Source organism: uncultured Caulobacter sp. (assembly GCF_947036865.1).
Lineage (GTDB): Bacteria > Pseudomonadota > Alphaproteobacteria > Caulobacterales > Caulobacteraceae > Caulobacter.
Genome location: NZ_CAMQSF010000020.1, coordinates 1 through 15,724 on the forward strand (window position 1 = coordinate 1; position 15,724 = coordinate 15,724).

Here is a 15,724-nt window from a genome sequence, read left to right on the forward strand (position 1 = left end):
GTCGACATTCCCGCGCCCGCCCCCGAGCCCGCGCCCGTCCTCGCCGCCGTCGTCGAGGCCGCCAAGCCCGCCGTCGCGGCCGCCGCCGCGCCCAAGGCCACCCCCGTCGAGGTGCCGGGTCCTGGCCAGTCGGTCATCCGCGTCGATCCCGAACGCATCGACCGCCTGATCGACCTGGTCGGCGAGCTGGTCATCAACCAGGCCATGCTGGCGCAGCGCGTCGGCGAATACGGCATCGCCCCGTCCTCCAACCTGGCCATGGGCCTCGACGAGCTGGAGCAGCTCACGCGCGAGATCCAGGACAGCGTCATGGCCATCCGCGCCCAGCCGGTGAAGTCGGTGTTCCAGCGCATGCCGCGCCTGGTCCGCGAAGTCGCCAACATGACGGGCAAGCAGGCCCGTCTGGTGATGGACGGCGAGAACACCGAGGTCGACAAGACGGTCATCGAGCGTCTGTCCGATCCGATCACCCACATGCTGCGCAACGCCATCGACCACGGGCTGGAAAGCCCCGAGGAGCGCAAGGCGGCCGGCAAGAATCCGGAAGGCGTCGTGCGCCTGGCCGCCCTGCACCGCAGCGGCCGGATCGTCATCGAGGTCTCCGACGACGGCAAGGGCATCAACCGCGAGCGCGTCTTCGGCATCGCTGTCAAGAAGGGCCTGATCGCGCCCGACCTGCAGCTGACCGACGAGGAGATCGACAACCTGATCTTCCTGCCGGGCTTCTCGACCGCCGAGAAGATCTCGGACGTCTCGGGCCGCGGCGTGGGCATGGACGTGGTCAAGCGGTCGGTCCAGGCCCTGGGCGGCCGCATCTCGATCTCCTCGCGTCCGGGCCAGGGCTCGACCTTCACGCTCAGCCTGCCGCTGACCCTGGCGGTGCTGGACGGCATGGTCGTCGACGTGGCCGGCGAGACCCTGGTCGTGCCGCTGGCCGCCATCGTCGAGAGCCTGCGTCCCAAGCCCGAGGAAGTGCGCCCGCTGGGCCCCGTCGGCTCGGTGCTGGCGGTCCGCGACAGCTTCGTGCCGCTGATCGACGTCGGCCTGACCCTGGGCTATCGCGACGAGAGCCCGCATCCGACCGACGGCGTCGTGCTGCTGGTCGAGGGCGAGGACGGCTCGCGCGCCGCCCTGGTGGCCGACGCCATCCATGGCCAGCGCCAGGTGGTCATCAAGTCGCTGGAGCAGAACTATCAGCAGGTGGAGGGCGTCGCCGCCGCCACGATCCTGGGCGACGGCCGCGTCGCCCTGATCCTGGACGTCGACGCGACGATCGCCATGCGTCGCCGCGAGGGCGGCGCGCCGCGTCCTCCCGAACCTAGCCTCATCGCCGCGGAGTAAGTCATGACCGACCATGCCACCGCCACGGGCGCCGACCGCCGCGAACTGATCTCCTTCCGCGTGGGCGAGCAGGAATACTGCGTCGATATCATGGCCGTTCGCGAGATCCGCGGCTGGAGCCCGGCGACGACCCTGCCGCAGTCGCCCAGCTACATGCGCGGCGTCATCAATCTGCGCGGCGCTGTGCTGCCGATCATGGACCTGGCCTGCCGCCTGGGCATGCCGGTAATCGAGCCGACCGTCCGCAGCGTCTTCATCGTCGTCAAGGCGGGCGACCGCACCGTGGGCCTGCTGGTCGACGCGGTGTCGGACATCCTGTCGATCAACGACGACATGATGCAGCCCACGCCCGACGTCGCCTGCGACGCGGTCCGCAGTTTCGTGCGCGGCATCATCTCGATCGAGGGCCGGATGATCAGCGAGATCTCGCTGGACCGCATCCTGCCCGAGCGGGAGGCGCTGGCCGCCTGATGACCACGACGTCCTCCCCCCTGTCGGAGCGGCGCGAGGCCATCGTCGATGGCGAGTTCGCGTTCACGACCCAGGATTTCAAGCGCATCGCCGCGCTGCTGTACGACCTGGCGGGCATCAGCTTGCCCGACAGCAAGGCGACGCTGGTCTATTCGCGCCTGGCCAAGCGCCTGCGCGCCCTGGGCATGCGCTCCTTCAACGAATACTGCGCCTTCGTCGGCGGCGAGAACGGCCACGACGAGAGCCAGGAAATGCTGCGGGCCCTGACCACCAACGTCACCCGCTTCTTCCGCGAGCCGCACCACTTCGACGACCTGCGCGCCAACGTGCTGGAGCCGCTGGCCGACGAGATCCGCGCCGGCGGGCGCCTGCGGCTGTGGTCCGCGGCCAGCTCGACGGGGCAGGAGCCCTATTCGATGGCCTTCACCGTGCTGTCGGTGTGGCCAAACGCCGCCGACCTGGACATCCGGATCCTGGGCACGGACATCGACACCAACGTCCTGGCCGTCGGCCGGGCCGCCGTCTACGACGAGCCGCTGCTCGAAGGCATCCCCGCCGCGGCGCGGAGCCAGTATTTCGAGCGCGATCCCTCCGACCGTCGCAGCTGGCGCGTCTGCGAGGCCGCGCGGCGGCTCGTGGCCTTTCGGGAACTAAATCTCAACGGTCCGTCATGGCCAATGAAGGGACCCTTCGACGCCATCTTCTGCCGGAATGTCGTGATCTACTTTGACGAACCCACCCAGGAACGAGTCTGGAACCGCTTCGCGCCCCTCGTCGCGCCCGGCGGTCGGCTCTATGTCGGTCACTCAGAACGCGTGGGCGCGTCGGTGACGGCGTTCGAGAACTGCGGTCTGACCGCCTACAGGAAGGTGGGACGCTGATGCCGAAGATCCGCGTTCTCGTGGTCGACGACTCCGCCACCATGCGGAGCCTGATCACCGCCGCCCTGAACCGCGACCCCGACATCGAGGTGGTCGGCGGCGCCGGCGACCCGTTCGAGGCCCGGGGCATGATCAAGGCCCTGAACCCCGACGTCGTCACGCTCGACATCGAGATGCCGAACATGAACGGCATCGAGTTCCTCGAGAAGATCATGCGCCTGCGGCCCATGCCGGTGGTCATGGTCTCGACCCTGACCCAGGCCGGCGCCGAGATGACGCTGCGGGCGTTGGAGCTGGGCGCGGTCGACTGCGTCGGCAAGCCCGCCGACGCCACCGGCACCCAGGACGCCCTGGCCGAGATCGTCGCCAAGGTGAAGATCGCCGCCCGCGCCTCGGTGCGCACCAACGCCGGCGCCGCCCCCGCGGCCGCCCCGCCGCGGCGCAAGGACTTCATGCCTTCGGGCGACGTCGTGGCGATCGGCTCGTCGACCGGCGGGGTCGAGGCGCTGCTGTCGATCCTGCAGCTCTTCCCCGACACCTGTCCGCCGACCGTCATCACCCAGCACATGCCGGCGACCTTCACCGCCAGCTTCGCCGCGCGCCTGGATCGCGCCAGCGGCGCCAAGGTGCAGGAGGCCACCGACGGCGCGCTGCTGGAGGCCGGCAAGGTCTATGTCGCGCCCGGCGGCGCCACCCATCTGGAAGTCGTCCGCTCGGCCGGCCTGCGGTGCCGCCTCGTCCAGGGCGACCCGGTCAGCGGTCACCGCCCCTCGGTGGACGTGCTCTTGAAGTCCGTCGCCAACGCGGTCGGCGACAAGGCCATCGGCGTCATCCTGACCGGCATGGGCCGCGACGGGGCCCAAGGCCTTCTGGCCCTGCGGAAGGCCGGCGCGCGCACCCTCGGCCAGGACGAAGCCAGCTGCGTCGTCTACGGCATGCCCAGGGCCGCTTTCGAAATCGGCGCGGTGGAGAAACAGGTGTCCCTGTCCTCCATGGGCCAGTCCATCCTCGATCTGGCCTCGGCGAGGCGCTGAACCCATGCCCCAAGCAAGCACCATCTCCGTTCTCGTGGTCGACGACCAACTGACCATGCGCGCCCTGATCCGAAATGCGCTTCAGCAGATCGGCTTCAAGGACATCCGTGAGGCACCCGATGGCGAGGAGGCTCTGAAGAACCTCCTGGCCAAGCCCGCCAACCTCGTCATCTCGGACTTCAACATGCCGAAGATGGACGGCCTGGCGCTGCTGCGCGCCGTGCGCTCGCACCCGCCCATCCGCCAGACCGCCTTCGTCATGCTGACCGGCCGAGCCGACCGCGAACTGGTCCAGCGGGCGGTGCAGTTCGGCGTCAACAACTACTGCGTCAAGCCGTTCACCGTTCAGGGACTGCGCGACAAGATCGAACAGGTGTTCGGACAGCTGACATGACGCCATTCCAAAACGAAGACCTCGAACGGTCCACCAAGGTTCACGTGACCCAAGGCGAAAGCCATGTGACGGCCGATCCCAACGTGGTGATGACCACGGTGCTGGGCTCGTGCATCGCCGCGTGCATCCGCGACCCGCAGGCCGGCGTCGGCGGCATGAACCACTTCCTGCTGCCCGAGGGCGACGGCCGGGGCGGCGGCGACGCGGTGCGCTACGGCGCCTACGCCATGGAAGTGCTGATCAACGACCTGCTCAAGCGCGGCGCGCGGCGCGAGCGCCTGGAGGCCAAGATCTTCGGCGGCGCCAAGCTGTTCGACGGCCTGTCGGACGTCGGCGCCAGCAACGCCGCCTTCGCCGAGCGCTTCCTGCGCGACGAAGGGATCCCGATCGTCTCGTCCAGCACCGGCGGCGTCTCGGCGCGTCGGGTCGAGTTCTGGCCGACCTCGGGCCGCGTGCGCCAGCGCCTGGTGGCGGTGGACAACGCGCCGCAGGATGTCCGGCGTCCGACCCCGGCCCCGATGCCGGCCGTCGCCAGCGGCGACGTGGACCTGTTCTGACGATGAGCGCCCAACCGCGCCAGACGCCGCCCAGCGACACGACCGAGCACCTGCCGGTCGGAGAGCTGTCGCGCCGGCTGGCCGCGGAACTGGCCTCGGCCGCGGCGATCTGCCGGGACTGCGAACATCTGGCCGGCGACCTCGCCCAGGGCGGGGCCACGCTGGCGAATCTCACCCGCCTGCAGGCGCTCGACGAACTGAGCCAGCGCCTGCACGGCCTTTCGGAGGTGCTCGAGCGCATCGGCCAGCACGCCTCCGGCGAATGGAGCGTCTCCGTCGAGCCGCTGCTCACCGGCCTTGGCCTGTCCGACATGGCCGTGCGCCTGCGCGCCGAGGAGCCGGCGGCCGATCGCGCCGATCCTGGCGAGCTGGACTTCTTCTAGGGGCCGATGACCGACGCGCTCCTGCCCTCGACGCGGATCAATCTCGAGCGGGCCACGGTGCTCGTCCTGGACGACAATGGCGCTTCGCTGGACATCCTCTCGCAGGTGGTGTCCGGCTTTGGCGTCAAGCAGCTGCATCGCGCCGAGAGCGTCGCCGACGCCCAGTCGCTGATCCGCACCAAGACCTTCGACCTCGTCATCAGCGACGTGCAGATGCCGGTGACCGACGGCATCGAGTTCATCGAATGGCTGAGGAAGGAGGGCGGCGAGACGAACCGCTACATTCCGGTCATCCTGGTGACCGGCCACACCCGCACCTCCCAGGTCTATAAGTTGCGCGACGCCGGCGCCAACTACGTGGTGGCCAAGCCGATCACGCCCAAGGTCCTGCTGGAGCGGATCTTCTGGGTGGCCCGCGAGGAGCGGGCGTTCATCGAGTGCGAGGCCTATATCGGCCCGGATCGACGTTTCAAGCATGAGGGACCCCCGCCCGGCACCGACGGACGGCGGAAGGATGACCTCCCGGCAGAGGTGGGCGAGGCGCAGACGCCCAACATGACGGATGACGAAATCGCCAACATGATGCGCCCAGCGAAGGTGCAGGTATGAACGTCCGCAAGTTCCGCCCGAACAACCGACTTTCCACGCTGATCAAGCAGAAGGGCGGCGTTCTGGCCCAGGACGCCATCGCCGCCGCCGAGCGCGGGGTCGAGAGCCTGCGCGAGTCGTCGCTGGCGGCGCTCGACCAGACCCTCGCCGAGATCGACCGCCGCTTCGGCAAGGACGCGCTGGGGCGCCAGGCCGAGACGTTCGACGCCCTCTATCTGCTGGGCTCGCGGATCATCGACGTCGGCGCCTTCGTGTCGGATTCGGGCGTCGACAAGGCGGCGGTGTCGCTGTGCACCCTGGCCGACGACTGCGCCGAGACGGGCGCTTGGCGCTGGGACGCCGTCGACGTGCACCTGAACGCGCTGCGCCTGCTGCGGAGCGTCGGCGCGTCGCTGCCCGCCGATCAGCGCGAGGCCATGCTGGAGGGCCTCTACCAGGTCAGCCACTTCCATCGGCCCGAAGAGGCCTGACGCCGGCTTTCGTCCGTCCACGCCCCTGTGGCGTATCGTCGCCATGTGTCGCAAACGCAACGGCGCTAGGACTCTCACGAGATGTGACCACTTTGTGGCCTTGTCGGCCGACGCCGGCTTTGTTAGCAGTCTGATACCGGTGTCAAAAACCATAGTACGGTTCTGACACCGGTGGCAAAAACCAAGACTTCAAGGCCGGGGGGCGATTTCGCGGGAAGGACGCGGGATCGAGACGAAGGCCGAGGCGGCGATCACGTCGCCGTCAATGGTCGAACGGGAGGAGGCTCTATGTCCAAGACTTTCGGGCGCGTGCGCGCTCTGCATTACGGCGTTTCCGGCGGCGCCCTGGCCCTGGCGATGACCTTCGCCGGCGCCGCGTCGGCTCAAGACACGCAAAAGCCCGCCGAATCCGAGGTCGAAGCCGTCGTCGTGACCGGCTTCCGCGCCTCGCTGGCCAACGCCCTGGACGTCAAGCGTCGTGAAAACGACCTCGTCGACGTCATCAAGGCCCAGGACATCGCCGACTTCCCCGACCTGAACCTCGCCGAGTCGCTGCAGCGCGTGCCGGGCGTGTCGATCGACCGCGACGGCGGCGAGGGCCGCAGCATCACCGTGCGCGGTCTCGGCCCCGACTTCACCGTCGTGCGCCTGAACGGCCTGGAAGCCCTGGCCACCACCGGCGGCAAGGACAGCTCGGGCGGCGCCAACCGCGGCCGCCAGTTCGACTTCTCGATCTTCGCCTCGGAGCTGTTCAACAGCGTGACCGTGCGCAAGTCGACCTCGGCCATGAACGAGGAAGGCTCGCTGGGCGCGATCGTCGACCTGCAAGCCGCGCGGCCCTTCGACTACAAGGGCTTCACGATGAGCGCCTCGGGCAAGATCGGCTATAACGATCTGTCCCGGAAGAGCGACCCGCGCTACACCTTCCTGGTCAGCAACCGCTGGGACACCGGCCTCGGCGAGGTCGGCGCCCTGCTGTCGGTCGCCTACGCCACCCGCGCCCAGCGCGAGGAAGGCTCCTCGACCGGCCGTTGGGAAAACCCGTCGGTTCCGTTCAACTCGTCGACCGCGTTCCCGTGCTTCGGCGCGGCCTACAACCCGCAGACCACCGGATACACGCCGGGGGGCGCGACCGTCGCGACCTCGGCCGCCTGCGCCGATGGGTCGATCGGTTATGGCTATGATCCGGTCACCGGCGCGCGCGTGCCCGTCACCGGGACGACCCCCGCCAAGGCCGGCGCGGCCAACAACCTCTGGCACCCGCGCATCCCACGCTACGGCCGCCTGGACTACGATCAGAAGCGTCTGGGCGTGACCGCGTCGCTGCAATGGCGTCCGACCGACCGCTCGACCCTGAGCCTCGACGCGATGCTGGCCAAGTTCACCAACAACCGCGACGAGACCTATCTCGAGGTCATCTCGTTCAGCCGCTCGCAAGCGGGCCTGCCGCAGACCGACGTCGTCAACTTCACGGCCGACAGCAAGGGCAACCTGATCAAGGGCACGTTCGACGACGTCGACGCCCGGGTCGAGTATCGCCACGACGACCTGAAGACCGAGTTCAACCAGTTCTCGCTGACCTACGACACCAAGTTCGGCGACGCCGGTCACCTGAACGTCGTCTACGGCCAGTCGCGTTCGATCCAGAACAACCCGGTCCAGACGACCTTCTCGTTCGATCGCTACGACACCGACGGCTACAGCTACGACTACTCGGCCAACGACAAGCTGCCGAACTTCAACTACGGCTTCGATCCGACCAATCCGGCCAACTACGTCTACAGCGCCAGCAACGCCCTCGGCGACGCCTCGCTGCTGCGCCTGCGTCCCAGCAAGGCCGTCAACACCTTCAAGACGTTCCGCGCCGACGTCGACTACCAGATCCTGACCGGCTTCAAGCTGCGGTACGGCGGTAACTATAAGGAATACGGCTTCAGCTCGTGGGAGCAGCGCCTCTTCTCGCGCAACCTGGCGGCCACCGGCAACACCTTCACCGCCGAGGCCGGCTTCGGCCTGCCGGCGGGCGTCACCGTCGCCGACGTCTCGCGCGTGATCAGCGGCTTCGGTCGCGGCCTTGGCCTGCCGTCGGGCGTGCCGACCTCGTGGCTGGCGCCCGATCTCGACAAGCTGAAGTCCAAGCTCGGCTACGACTGTAACTGCATCAACGCCAACGGCGACTTCCGCCTGAGCGTGCTGAACCAGCTGGGCGCCCTGCGCCAGATCACCGAGAAGGACACCGCCCTCTACATCCAGGGCGACTTCGACTACGACGTCTTCAACATCCCGGTGCGCGGCAATATCGGCGTCCGCTATGTGAAGACCGTTCAGGACGCGCTGGGTCACCTGAACACCGGCAGCGTGACCACCCCGGTCGCCACGCCGTTCGGCACGATCTCGACCACCGTCCCCACCGACGGCGTCCAGCAGACCTCGCGCGAATACAAGAACACCCTGCCGTCGCTGAACGTCTCGGCTCAGCCGTTCGACAACTTCTTCGTCCGCTTCGCCGCCGCCAAGGTGATGACGCGTCCGCAGCTGCAGAACCTGACGCCCGGCTTCACCGCCAACAGCCAGTCGGCCCAGACCCTGACGCGCGGCAATCCCGACCTGAACCCGATGCTGTCCAACAACCTGGACCTCAGCTTCGAATGGTATCCGGACAAGGAAACCCTGTTCTCGGTCGGCCTGTTCGAGAAGGACATCAAGTCCTACATCCAGACCTCGGCCGTCGCGATCCCGTGGGCCGAAACCGGTCTGTCGAACGCCCTGCTGAGCAACGGCAATACGCCCGACACGCTGTTCACGGTCACGACCCAGATCAACACCCCCGGCGGCAAGCTGAAGGGCTACGAGCTCTCGCTGCAGCGTCCGTTCACCTTCCTGCCGGCGCCGTTCGACAGCTTCGGCACGATCCTGAACTACACGCACGTGCAGAGCGACATCCAGTACGTGATCAAGAACCCGACGTACGCCGGCACGCCGCGCGTGCAGACGGCGCCGGCCGTGCTGCTGACCCAGCCGCTGGTGAACCTGTCGCCCGAAGCCTACAACGCCACGCTCTATTACGAGCGCGGGCCGTTCAAGGGCCGGGTCTCGGCCTCGTACCGCGACCCCTATCTGATCCAGGTGGCCCCGTCGGCGACCAACAGCAACGACGTGCGGATCAAGGAAAAGACGCTGAACATCGACACCCAGTTCAGCTACCAGTTCAAGAACTTCACCGTCACCCTGGAAGGCATCAACCTGACCGACCAGGTGGACAGCAAGGTCGATGACTCCACCCGGATGGCGTCGGAAGAGTACGTCCACTACGGCCGTCAGTTCTATCTCGGCGTGAAGTGGAAGTTCTAGGCTTCCGCGGATAGTTGAGCTTAAAAAGAAGGGCGCTAGCTGGAAGGTTAGCGCCCTTTTTCGTGGCTCAAACGCCGTTTCCCCGGCGAATGCCGGGGCCCGATTCATCCCGAGAGGCTTGGCGGACGCGAAAGCGCGCATCGCCCACGACAAGGTCGGGAGAGGGCTCGATCTGGACCCCGGCATTCGCCGGGGAGAACGGCTTTGGGTTTTACCCCTCGACCCCGTCGATCCACGTCGCCGTGACGTTCAGATCGTCGTCCAGCAGGCAGAAGTCCGCCGCGCTTCCCACGGCGATCCGGCCTCTCCGGCCCTCCAGCCCCAGGAACGCCGCCGGGGCCGCCGAGGCCATCATAACGGCCTGGTCCAGGGTCAGGCCCAGCATGGCGATCGCGTTGCGCACCGCCGCCGCCATGTCGAGGTCCGAGCCGGCCAGGGTGCCGTGATCGTCGACGCAGACGCCGTCGACCACGCGGATGCGGCGGCCTTGCAGGTCGAACTGCTTGTCGGCCATGCCTACGGTCGGCATGGCGTCGGTGACCAGCATGAAGCGGTCCAGCGGCCGGCAGCGCAGGGCGATGCGCAGCGCCACCGGATCCACGTGGCGACCGTCGACGATGACGCCGCACCAGGCCTCCTGGCTCTCCAGCGCCGCCCCGACCGCGCCGGGCTCGCGGCTGGTCAGCGGCGACATGGCGTTGAACAGGTGCGTAAAGCCGGTCAGGCCGTGGTCCAGCGCCTGGCGCATGGTCTTGTAGAGCGCGTTGGTGTGACCGGCGGCGACCCGCGCGCCCGCGTCCGCCAGCCGCCGGATCATGTCGGGCGTCGTCCGCTCGGGGGCCAGGGTGATCAGGGTCTTGCCCACCTTCAGCGAGGTCAGCAGGGTCAGGGCCGCCTCGTCGATCACGCGGAACTTGTCGGCGTCGTGGATGCCCTTGCGCTTGGGATTGAGGAACGGACCCTCGATATGGACGCCCAGCACGCCGGGCACGCCCCGCTCGATCGCCGCCTCGACGGCGCGCATGGCCTTGTCCACCACCGACAGGTCGTCGCTGATCAGGGTGGGCAGGAAGCCCGTCGTGCCGTAGCGCCGGTGGGCGGCGCCGATCGCGGCGATGGCCTCGACCGTCGGCGAGTCGTTGAACAGCACCCCGCCGCCGCCATTGACCTGGGTGTCGATATAGCCCGGAACCAGCAGGCCGCCGTCCAGTTCGCGCCGCGCGGCGCTCGCCGGGACCTCGCGCGTCTCGACCACGCCGGCGACTACGCCGTTCTCGACCAGGACGGCCTTGCCGTCGACGACGCCGGCTTCCGTCAGGACGCGGCCATTGACCAGTGCAGCCAGCATCAGACGGTTTCGGTGACCTTGTTGAGGTGGGGCGGGCTGTCGGGATCGTAGCCGCGCGCCACCGATAGCGCATTGGCCATGCGATAAAAGCTCTGAATCATCAGGATCGGCTCGAGAACCGGGTGGCTGGACAGCGTCGGCAGCGCGCCCGCGCCCGCGTCGCCCGATCCCGCCAGCAGCACCTCGGCGCCGCGCGCGCGCAGGCCGGCGGCCATCTCGTCGACGCTGGCGCGGCTCTCGTCGTTCTGGGCGAAGACCAGGGCCGGGAAGCCCGCCTTCACCAGGGCCATCGGCCCGTGCAGCACCTCGGCGGCGCTGAAGGCCTCGGCGTGCAGGCCGCAGGTCTCCTTGAACTTGAGCGCCGCCTCCAGGGCGACGCCGAAGCCGACGCCGCGCCCCAGGACATAGAGGTTGCGCGCCAGCTTCAGCCGCTCGACGGCCGGCGACCAGTCCAGCGCCCAGGCTTGCGCCAGCGCCGTCGGCAGGCCGGCCAGCGCCGTGGCCAGCGCGTCGTCCTCGGTCCAGGCCGCGATCAGCTGGGTGATGGCGACCAGCGCGGCGATATAGGACTTGGTCGCCGCGACGCTGAGCTCGGGCCCGGCGTGCAGCGGGATCACCTCGTCGACCAGGGCGGCCAGCGGAGAATCGACGACATTGACCAAAGCGACCGTGTGGGCGCCGGCGGCCTTGGCCGCCTTCACCGCCGCCAGCAGGTCCGGGCTCTTGCCCGACTGCGAGATGGCCAGATAGAGCGCGCCCTCCAGGTTCGGCGAGGCGTCGTAGACCGAGCTGACCGACAGGCCCGCCGACGAGGTCAGCACCCCGGCGCGGGTCTCGATCAGATAGCGGGCGAAGGTGGCGGCGTGGTCGCTGCTGCCGCGCGCGCAGGTGACGACCACGCGCGGCGGCTGGGCCCGCAGGCGTTCGGCGAGGCGCGCGATCCGGCCCGCGTTGGCGGTCAGCTGCGCGGCCGCGACCGCCGAGGCCTGGCCGGCCTCGAGGAACATGCGCGTGGCCTCGGGGGCGAGCCGCGGCGACGCGGGGGCCTCGGGACGGGTCAAGACGGTCGCCTCCAAATCAACGCCTCCAATCGTCAGGACAGGGCGTTCAGTTCCGCGACGAAGTCGTAGGCGTCGCCGCGATAATAGGACTGGGTGACTTCCACGGCCCGGCCGTCCTTCAGGAAGCCGCGCCGCTCGATCAGCAGGCCCGCGTCCTTGACCGGCACGCCCAGCAGATCGGCCTGTTCGGCCTGGAACAGGACCGCACGGAGCCGTTGCAGCGCGCGCACCGGCCGATGGCCCGTGGCGTCCAGCGCCTCGTAGAGCGAGGTGCCCACGACCTCGGTGGAGGGCAGGGCGAACGCCGCGATCGTCGTATATTCCACGGCCATCGGCGCGCCGTCGGCGAAGCGGATGCGGGCGAAGCGATAGACCGGCGTGCCCGGCGAGAGGCCAAGCGTCAGGGACTCCTCGGGCGTCACCCGGCCCTCGCCGCGGCTGATCCACTCGCTGCGCGGCACGCGCCCGCGCGAGATCATGTCCTCGGTGAACGAGGTCAGCTTCGAGAAGCTCTTTTCCACCCGCGCGGCGACGAAGGTGCCCGCGCCCTGGCGGCGGGTTAGCAGGCCTTCGCTGACCAGGCCGTCCAGCGCCTTGCGCACGGTGATGCGCGAGATGCTGAACTCCTCGGCCAGGTCGCGTTCGGCGGGCAGGGCGTCGTCGGGCGCCAGCACCTTCTTCTGAATGGCCTCGCGCAGGGCGCGCTGCAGCTGCCGGTAAAGCGGGGCGTGGTCGTCGGCGGCGTCGAGCCGTCCGATCCGTTCAGCAAACGTCATTCACAGCCCTCCCTGCCTAGCGATCGCGCAGGTTCGCCCAGGAACCCTCGCCGGTGTCGATAGCATATGACCATTTTCATACCAATAAGAACGTGGTCCGCAATTGGTTTCTTTTTGGCCTTGTCATCCGAAAAATTTCCGTCACAGTTCCCTCCCGAGGCCTGAGAAGTACCACGTTCTGCGGATCCTCCCAGAAAATTGGTATCAAATTGGGCTTGGGGTTCGGCTCCTGGCCTGATCGGCCCGGCAAAAATGGGGAGAAGCCGAGTTATGAAGTCATTCCACAAGATCCTTATGTCGACGTCCGCGTCCGCCCTGGCCGTCGCCCTGGCCGCGCCGGCCCTGGCCCAGACCGCCGGCAACCAGGTCGACGAGGTGGTCGTCACCGGCATCCGAGCGTCGCTGCAGGCCTCCGTCGAGTCCAAGCGCAACGCCAACGCCGTCATCGACGTGATCACCGCCGAGGACATCGGCAAGTTCCCGGACAAGAACGTCGCCGAATCGCTGCAGCGCGTCCCCGGCGTCACCATTCAGCGTGAATTCGGCGAGGGCGAGCGGATCTCGATCCGCGGCACCGCCCCGACCCTGAACCGCACTCTGCTCAACGGCCACGCGGTCGCCACCGCCGACTGGTTCATTCTCGACCAGTTCAAGGCCAGCCGCTCGTTCAACTACCTGATGCTGCCGTCGGAAATCGTCGGCAAGGTCGAGGTCTTCAAAAGCCCGGTCGCCAATATCGACGAAGGCGGCGTCGGCGGCACGGTCAATGTGCACACCCGCAACCCGCTGGACCTGGCGCCGCTGTCGGTCTCCGGCTCGGTCCAGGCCTTCCACGACGACAAGTCGGGCAACACCGACCCGACCGCCTCGGCCATGCTGAGCTGGCACAACGCCGACAAGACGTTCGGCGTCCTGGTCGGCGGCATCTACGACAAGCGCCGCATCCGCCGCGACGGCATCGAGGTGCTGGGCTATGGCCCGGTCACCACCGGCGGCAACGTCACCGGCGTCCCGGCCGGCCAGACCCTGCTGGCGCCCAGCCTGATCGGCTCGTCGCTGTTCACCCAGACCCGCGAGCGCAAGGGCGCCAATTTCGCGGTCCAGTTCGCGCCGAACGACAAGCTGGATGTGAACATCACCGGCCTCTATTCGAAGATGAACGCCGACAACTTCAACCAGAACTACATGGCGTGGATCAGCCAGAAGATCGGCGCCCTGGGCACGCCGGGTTCTGCGTTCAACATCACCAAGGCCGACAACGGCACGGCGACGGCCGGGACGTTCAACGCGGTCGGCGGCAACGGCGCGGTGTTCGACGCCATCGACCGTCTGGCCCACACCGACGTCAAGTCGATCGACCTCGAGACCACCTATCGCCCGAACGAGGATTGGAAGTTCCACGGCCGCATCGGCTACACCAAGGCCAAGGGCGCCACCGACCTGCAGCCGTTCTGGGAAACCAACGCCCCGACCGGCCTGACCTACGACGTCTCGGGCGGCGTGCCCAAGGTCAGCTTCACCAACCTGAACCCCGCCACCGCCAACGATCAGATGACGATCGGCTGGGTGTCGGCCAACACCACGGTCAATGACGACGACGAGTTCTACACCTTCGTCGACGGCGAGCGGTTCATCGACGCCGGCGCCTTCAAGTCGATCGAGTTCGGCCTGAAGTACACCGACCACGACCGCGACGTGAACCAGACCTACGGCCAGCGCCGCGCCCTGTTCGGCGCGACGGCCTGCGGCGGCCACGCCTGCTCGCTGACGGACGTCCAGGGCGGCCTGACGCCGTCGGACTATCTGGACGGCATCAAGGTTCCGGGCGTGCTCAGCTCTTACCTGACGGCCGACCACAAGAAGATCGAGGCCATCTATGCTGGCCTCGGCAAGGCGACGATCTACGATCCGAACAATCCCAGCGCCGGCGGCTGCGCGGGTCTGGCCAACTGCGACCACTTCGGTCCGCTGGAAAGCTTCACCTTCAACGAGAAGACCTACGGCGGTTACCTGCTGGGCAATCTGAAGGGCGACAGCTGGCGCGGCAATGTCGGCGTTCGCGTCGTGCGGACCGAGATCGAGACCAACGCCTGGCGCGTCGGCGTCTCGGCCGGCACCCCGGGGGCGATCAACAACCCGTTCGGCCTGATGGCCCCGACCCAGGGGACCAAGCAGTACACCGACATCCTGCCGTCGGCGAACTTCGCGTTCGACGTCCGCGAGAACGTGGTGCTGCGTCTGGCCGCCGGCCGCGTGATGGCGCGTCCGGACTACGCCCAGATGGCCGGCTTCACCTCGCTGACCGAGTCGCTGCTGACCGCCAGCGGCGGCAATCCGAAGCTCGATCCGTACCGCGCCAACCAGTACGACGCCTCGCTGGAGTGGTACTTCGCGCCGCAGGCCATCTTCTCGGCCGACGTCTTCTACAAGGACATCTCGACCTTCATCGTCCAGGGCGCGACGGTGGAGAAGCTGCCGCTGCAGGCCTCGGCCACCGACCCGCGCGTGCTGAACGCGGCCAATGGCTGCGTGCTGCAAACGGCCGGCCTCTACAGCTGCAACTACAATGTCGGTCGCCCGGTGAACGTGGCCGGCGGCGAGACCAAGGGCGTCGAGTTCAATCTGCAGATGCCCGTCTGGAACGGCTTCGGCGTGCTGGCCAACTACACCTATACCGACGCCAGCTCGACCACCGGCGTGCCGGTGCCCTCGTCCTCCAAGCACATCGCCAACATCAGCGGCTACTACGAGAACGAGCGCTTCAGCGCCCGTCTGTCCTACAACTATCGGTCCAAGTTCTTCGTCGACTACGACGCCGAGCGCGGCTACCGCCAGCTGTGGTCCGACTCGCTGAAATCGCTGGACGCCTCGGCCAGCGTGAACCTGACGCCGAACATCTCGCTGAATATCGACGCGATCAACCTGACCGACGAGAAGCAGACCGACTACTACGACAACGACAAGAACCGTCCGGCCCGCCTGTACAAGAACGGCCGCATGGTCTTCGGCGGGGTGCGTTTCAAGTTCTAACCTCCTGACTAGGGGGCC

General features: G+C 67.9%; 14 protein-coding genes. 11 read left to right on the forward strand and 3 right to left on the reverse strand.

Annotated features, from left to right (window positions below; all coding sequences use genetic code 11):
• From Q0V34_RS12250 to Q0V34_RS12295, 10 genes are all read left to right on the forward strand, one after another.
• The coding region (locus tag Q0V34_RS12250) for a chemotaxis protein CheA (RefSeq protein WP_297512159.1) at window positions 1-1,341 on the forward strand (1,341 nt) is incomplete at its 5' end.
• Between the two features lie 3 nt (window positions 1,342-1,344).
• Window positions 1,345-1,812: a chemotaxis protein CheW gene (locus Q0V34_RS12255; RefSeq protein ID WP_297512161.1), complete on the forward strand. Its 468-nt coding sequence runs from the start codon at window positions 1,345-1,347 to the stop codon at window positions 1,810-1,812.
• Window positions 1,812-2,693: a protein-glutamate O-methyltransferase CheR gene (locus tag Q0V34_RS12260; protein WP_297512163.1), complete on the forward strand. Its 882-nt coding sequence runs from the start codon at window positions 1,812-1,814 to the stop codon at window positions 2,691-2,693. The genes Q0V34_RS12255 and Q0V34_RS12260 overlap by 1 nt, the downstream gene beginning before the upstream one ends.
• The gene (locus Q0V34_RS12265; RefSeq protein WP_297512166.1) at window positions 2,693-3,727 is read left to right on the forward strand and encodes a chemotaxis response regulator protein-glutamate methylesterase; all 1,035 of its coding nucleotides are present in this window, start codon (window positions 2,693-2,695) and stop codon (window positions 3,725-3,727) included. Before Q0V34_RS12260 ends, Q0V34_RS12265 begins: the two co-directional genes overlap by 1 nt.
• A 4-nt stretch (window positions 3,728-3,731) precedes the next feature.
• Window positions 3,732-4,121, forward strand: coding sequence for a response regulator (locus tag Q0V34_RS12270; RefSeq protein ID WP_007675655.1), 390 nt, complete (start codon window positions 3,732-3,734; stop codon window positions 4,119-4,121).
• A complete protein-coding gene (locus tag Q0V34_RS12275) occupies window positions 4,118-4,678 on the forward strand; it encodes a chemotaxis protein CheD (RefSeq protein WP_297512176.1) in 561 nt (186 codons plus the stop codon). The genes Q0V34_RS12270 and Q0V34_RS12275 overlap by 4 nt, the downstream gene beginning before the upstream one ends.
• 2 nt (window positions 4,679-4,680) lie before the next feature.
• Window positions 4,681-5,061, forward strand: a complete 381-nt coding sequence (locus Q0V34_RS12280; protein WP_297512179.1) for a chemotaxis protein CheU — start codon at window positions 4,681-4,683, stop codon at window positions 5,059-5,061.
• 6 nt (window positions 5,062-5,067) lie between these two features.
• On the forward strand, window positions 5,068-5,670 hold the full coding sequence (locus Q0V34_RS12285; protein WP_297512182.1) for a response regulator: 603 nt from the start codon (window positions 5,068-5,070) through the stop codon (window positions 5,668-5,670).
• Complete coding sequence (locus tag Q0V34_RS12290; protein WP_297512185.1) at window positions 5,667-6,140, forward strand: chemotaxis protein CheE; 474 nt, start codon at window positions 5,667-5,669, stop codon at window positions 6,138-6,140. Before Q0V34_RS12285 ends, Q0V34_RS12290 begins: the two co-directional genes overlap by 4 nt.
• Before the next feature lie 288 nt (window positions 6,141-6,428).
• Window positions 6,429-9,491, forward strand: coding sequence for a TonB-dependent receptor (locus Q0V34_RS12295; protein WP_297512188.1), 3,063 nt, complete (start codon window positions 6,429-6,431; stop codon window positions 9,489-9,491).
• A gap of 211 nt (window positions 9,492-9,702) precedes the next feature.
• Here the strand turns inward: Q0V34_RS12295 and nagA are convergent, their stop codons facing one another.
• Genes nagA through Q0V34_RS12310 form a run of 3 tightly spaced genes read right to left on the reverse strand, consistent with a single transcriptional unit; the run spans window position 9,703 to window position 12,676 of the window.
• Entirely contained in the window at window positions 9,703-10,839 is a 1,137-nt protein-coding gene (nagA, locus tag Q0V34_RS12300; RefSeq protein WP_297512190.1) for an N-acetylglucosamine-6-phosphate deacetylase, read from the reverse strand.
• The gene (locus Q0V34_RS12305) at window positions 10,839-11,915 is read right to left on the reverse strand and encodes an SIS domain-containing protein (protein ID WP_297512193.1); all 1,077 of its coding nucleotides are present in this window, start codon (window positions 11,913-11,915) and stop codon (window positions 10,839-10,841) included. The genes nagA and Q0V34_RS12305 overlap by 1 nt, the downstream gene beginning before the upstream one ends.
• A 17-nt stretch (window positions 11,916-11,932) precedes the next feature.
• Window positions 11,933-12,676, reverse strand: coding sequence for a GntR family transcriptional regulator (locus Q0V34_RS12310; RefSeq protein WP_297512196.1), 744 nt, complete (start codon window positions 12,674-12,676; stop codon window positions 11,933-11,935).
• Between the two features lie 294 nt (window positions 12,677-12,970).
• Between Q0V34_RS12310 and Q0V34_RS12315 the strand changes: the two genes are divergently transcribed.
• Window positions 12,971-15,706 (forward strand): TonB-dependent receptor, encoded by a 2,736-nt coding sequence (locus Q0V34_RS12315; RefSeq protein WP_297512199.1) that lies wholly within the window; start codon window positions 12,971-12,973, stop codon window positions 15,704-15,706.
• Window positions 15,707-15,724 lie beyond the last annotated feature (18 nt).

Excerpts from the sequence above, each read along its gene's own strand:
- Q0V34_RS12255 (WP_297512161.1), top strand. The coding sequence starts at position 1,345 with ATGACCGACCATGCCACCGCCACGGGCGCCGACCGCCGCGAACTGATC.
- Q0V34_RS12260 (WP_297512163.1), top strand. The coding sequence starts at position 1,812 with ATGACCACGACGTCCTCCCCCCTGTCGGAGCGGCGCGAGGCCATCGTC.
- Q0V34_RS12265 (WP_297512166.1), top strand. The coding sequence starts at position 2,693 with ATGCCGAAGATCCGCGTTCTCGTGGTCGACGACTCCGCCACCATGCGG.
- Q0V34_RS12270 (WP_007675655.1), top strand. The coding sequence starts at position 3,732 with ATGCCCCAAGCAAGCACCATCTCCGTTCTCGTGGTCGACGACCAACTG.
- Q0V34_RS12275 (WP_297512176.1), top strand. The coding sequence starts at position 4,118 with ATGACGCCATTCCAAAACGAAGACCTCGAACGGTCCACCAAGGTTCAC.
- Q0V34_RS12280 (WP_297512179.1), top strand. The coding sequence starts at position 4,681 with ATGAGCGCCCAACCGCGCCAGACGCCGCCCAGCGACACGACCGAGCAC.
- Q0V34_RS12285 (WP_297512182.1), top strand. The coding sequence starts at position 5,068 with ATGACCGACGCGCTCCTGCCCTCGACGCGGATCAATCTCGAGCGGGCC.
- Q0V34_RS12290 (WP_297512185.1), top strand. The coding sequence starts at position 5,667 with ATGAACGTCCGCAAGTTCCGCCCGAACAACCGACTTTCCACGCTGATC.
- Q0V34_RS12295 (WP_297512188.1), top strand. The coding sequence starts at position 6,429 with ATGTCCAAGACTTTCGGGCGCGTGCGCGCTCTGCATTACGGCGTTTCC.
- nagA (WP_297512190.1), bottom strand. The coding sequence starts at position 10,839 with ATGCTGGCTGCACTGGTCAATGGCCGCGTCCTGACGGAAGCCGGCGTC.
- Q0V34_RS12310 (WP_297512196.1), bottom strand. The coding sequence starts at position 12,676 with ATGACGTTTGCTGAACGGATCGGACGGCTCGACGCCGCCGACGACCAC.
- Q0V34_RS12315 (WP_297512199.1), top strand. The coding sequence starts at position 12,971 with ATGTCGACGTCCGCGTCCGCCCTGGCCGTCGCCCTGGCCGCGCCGGCC.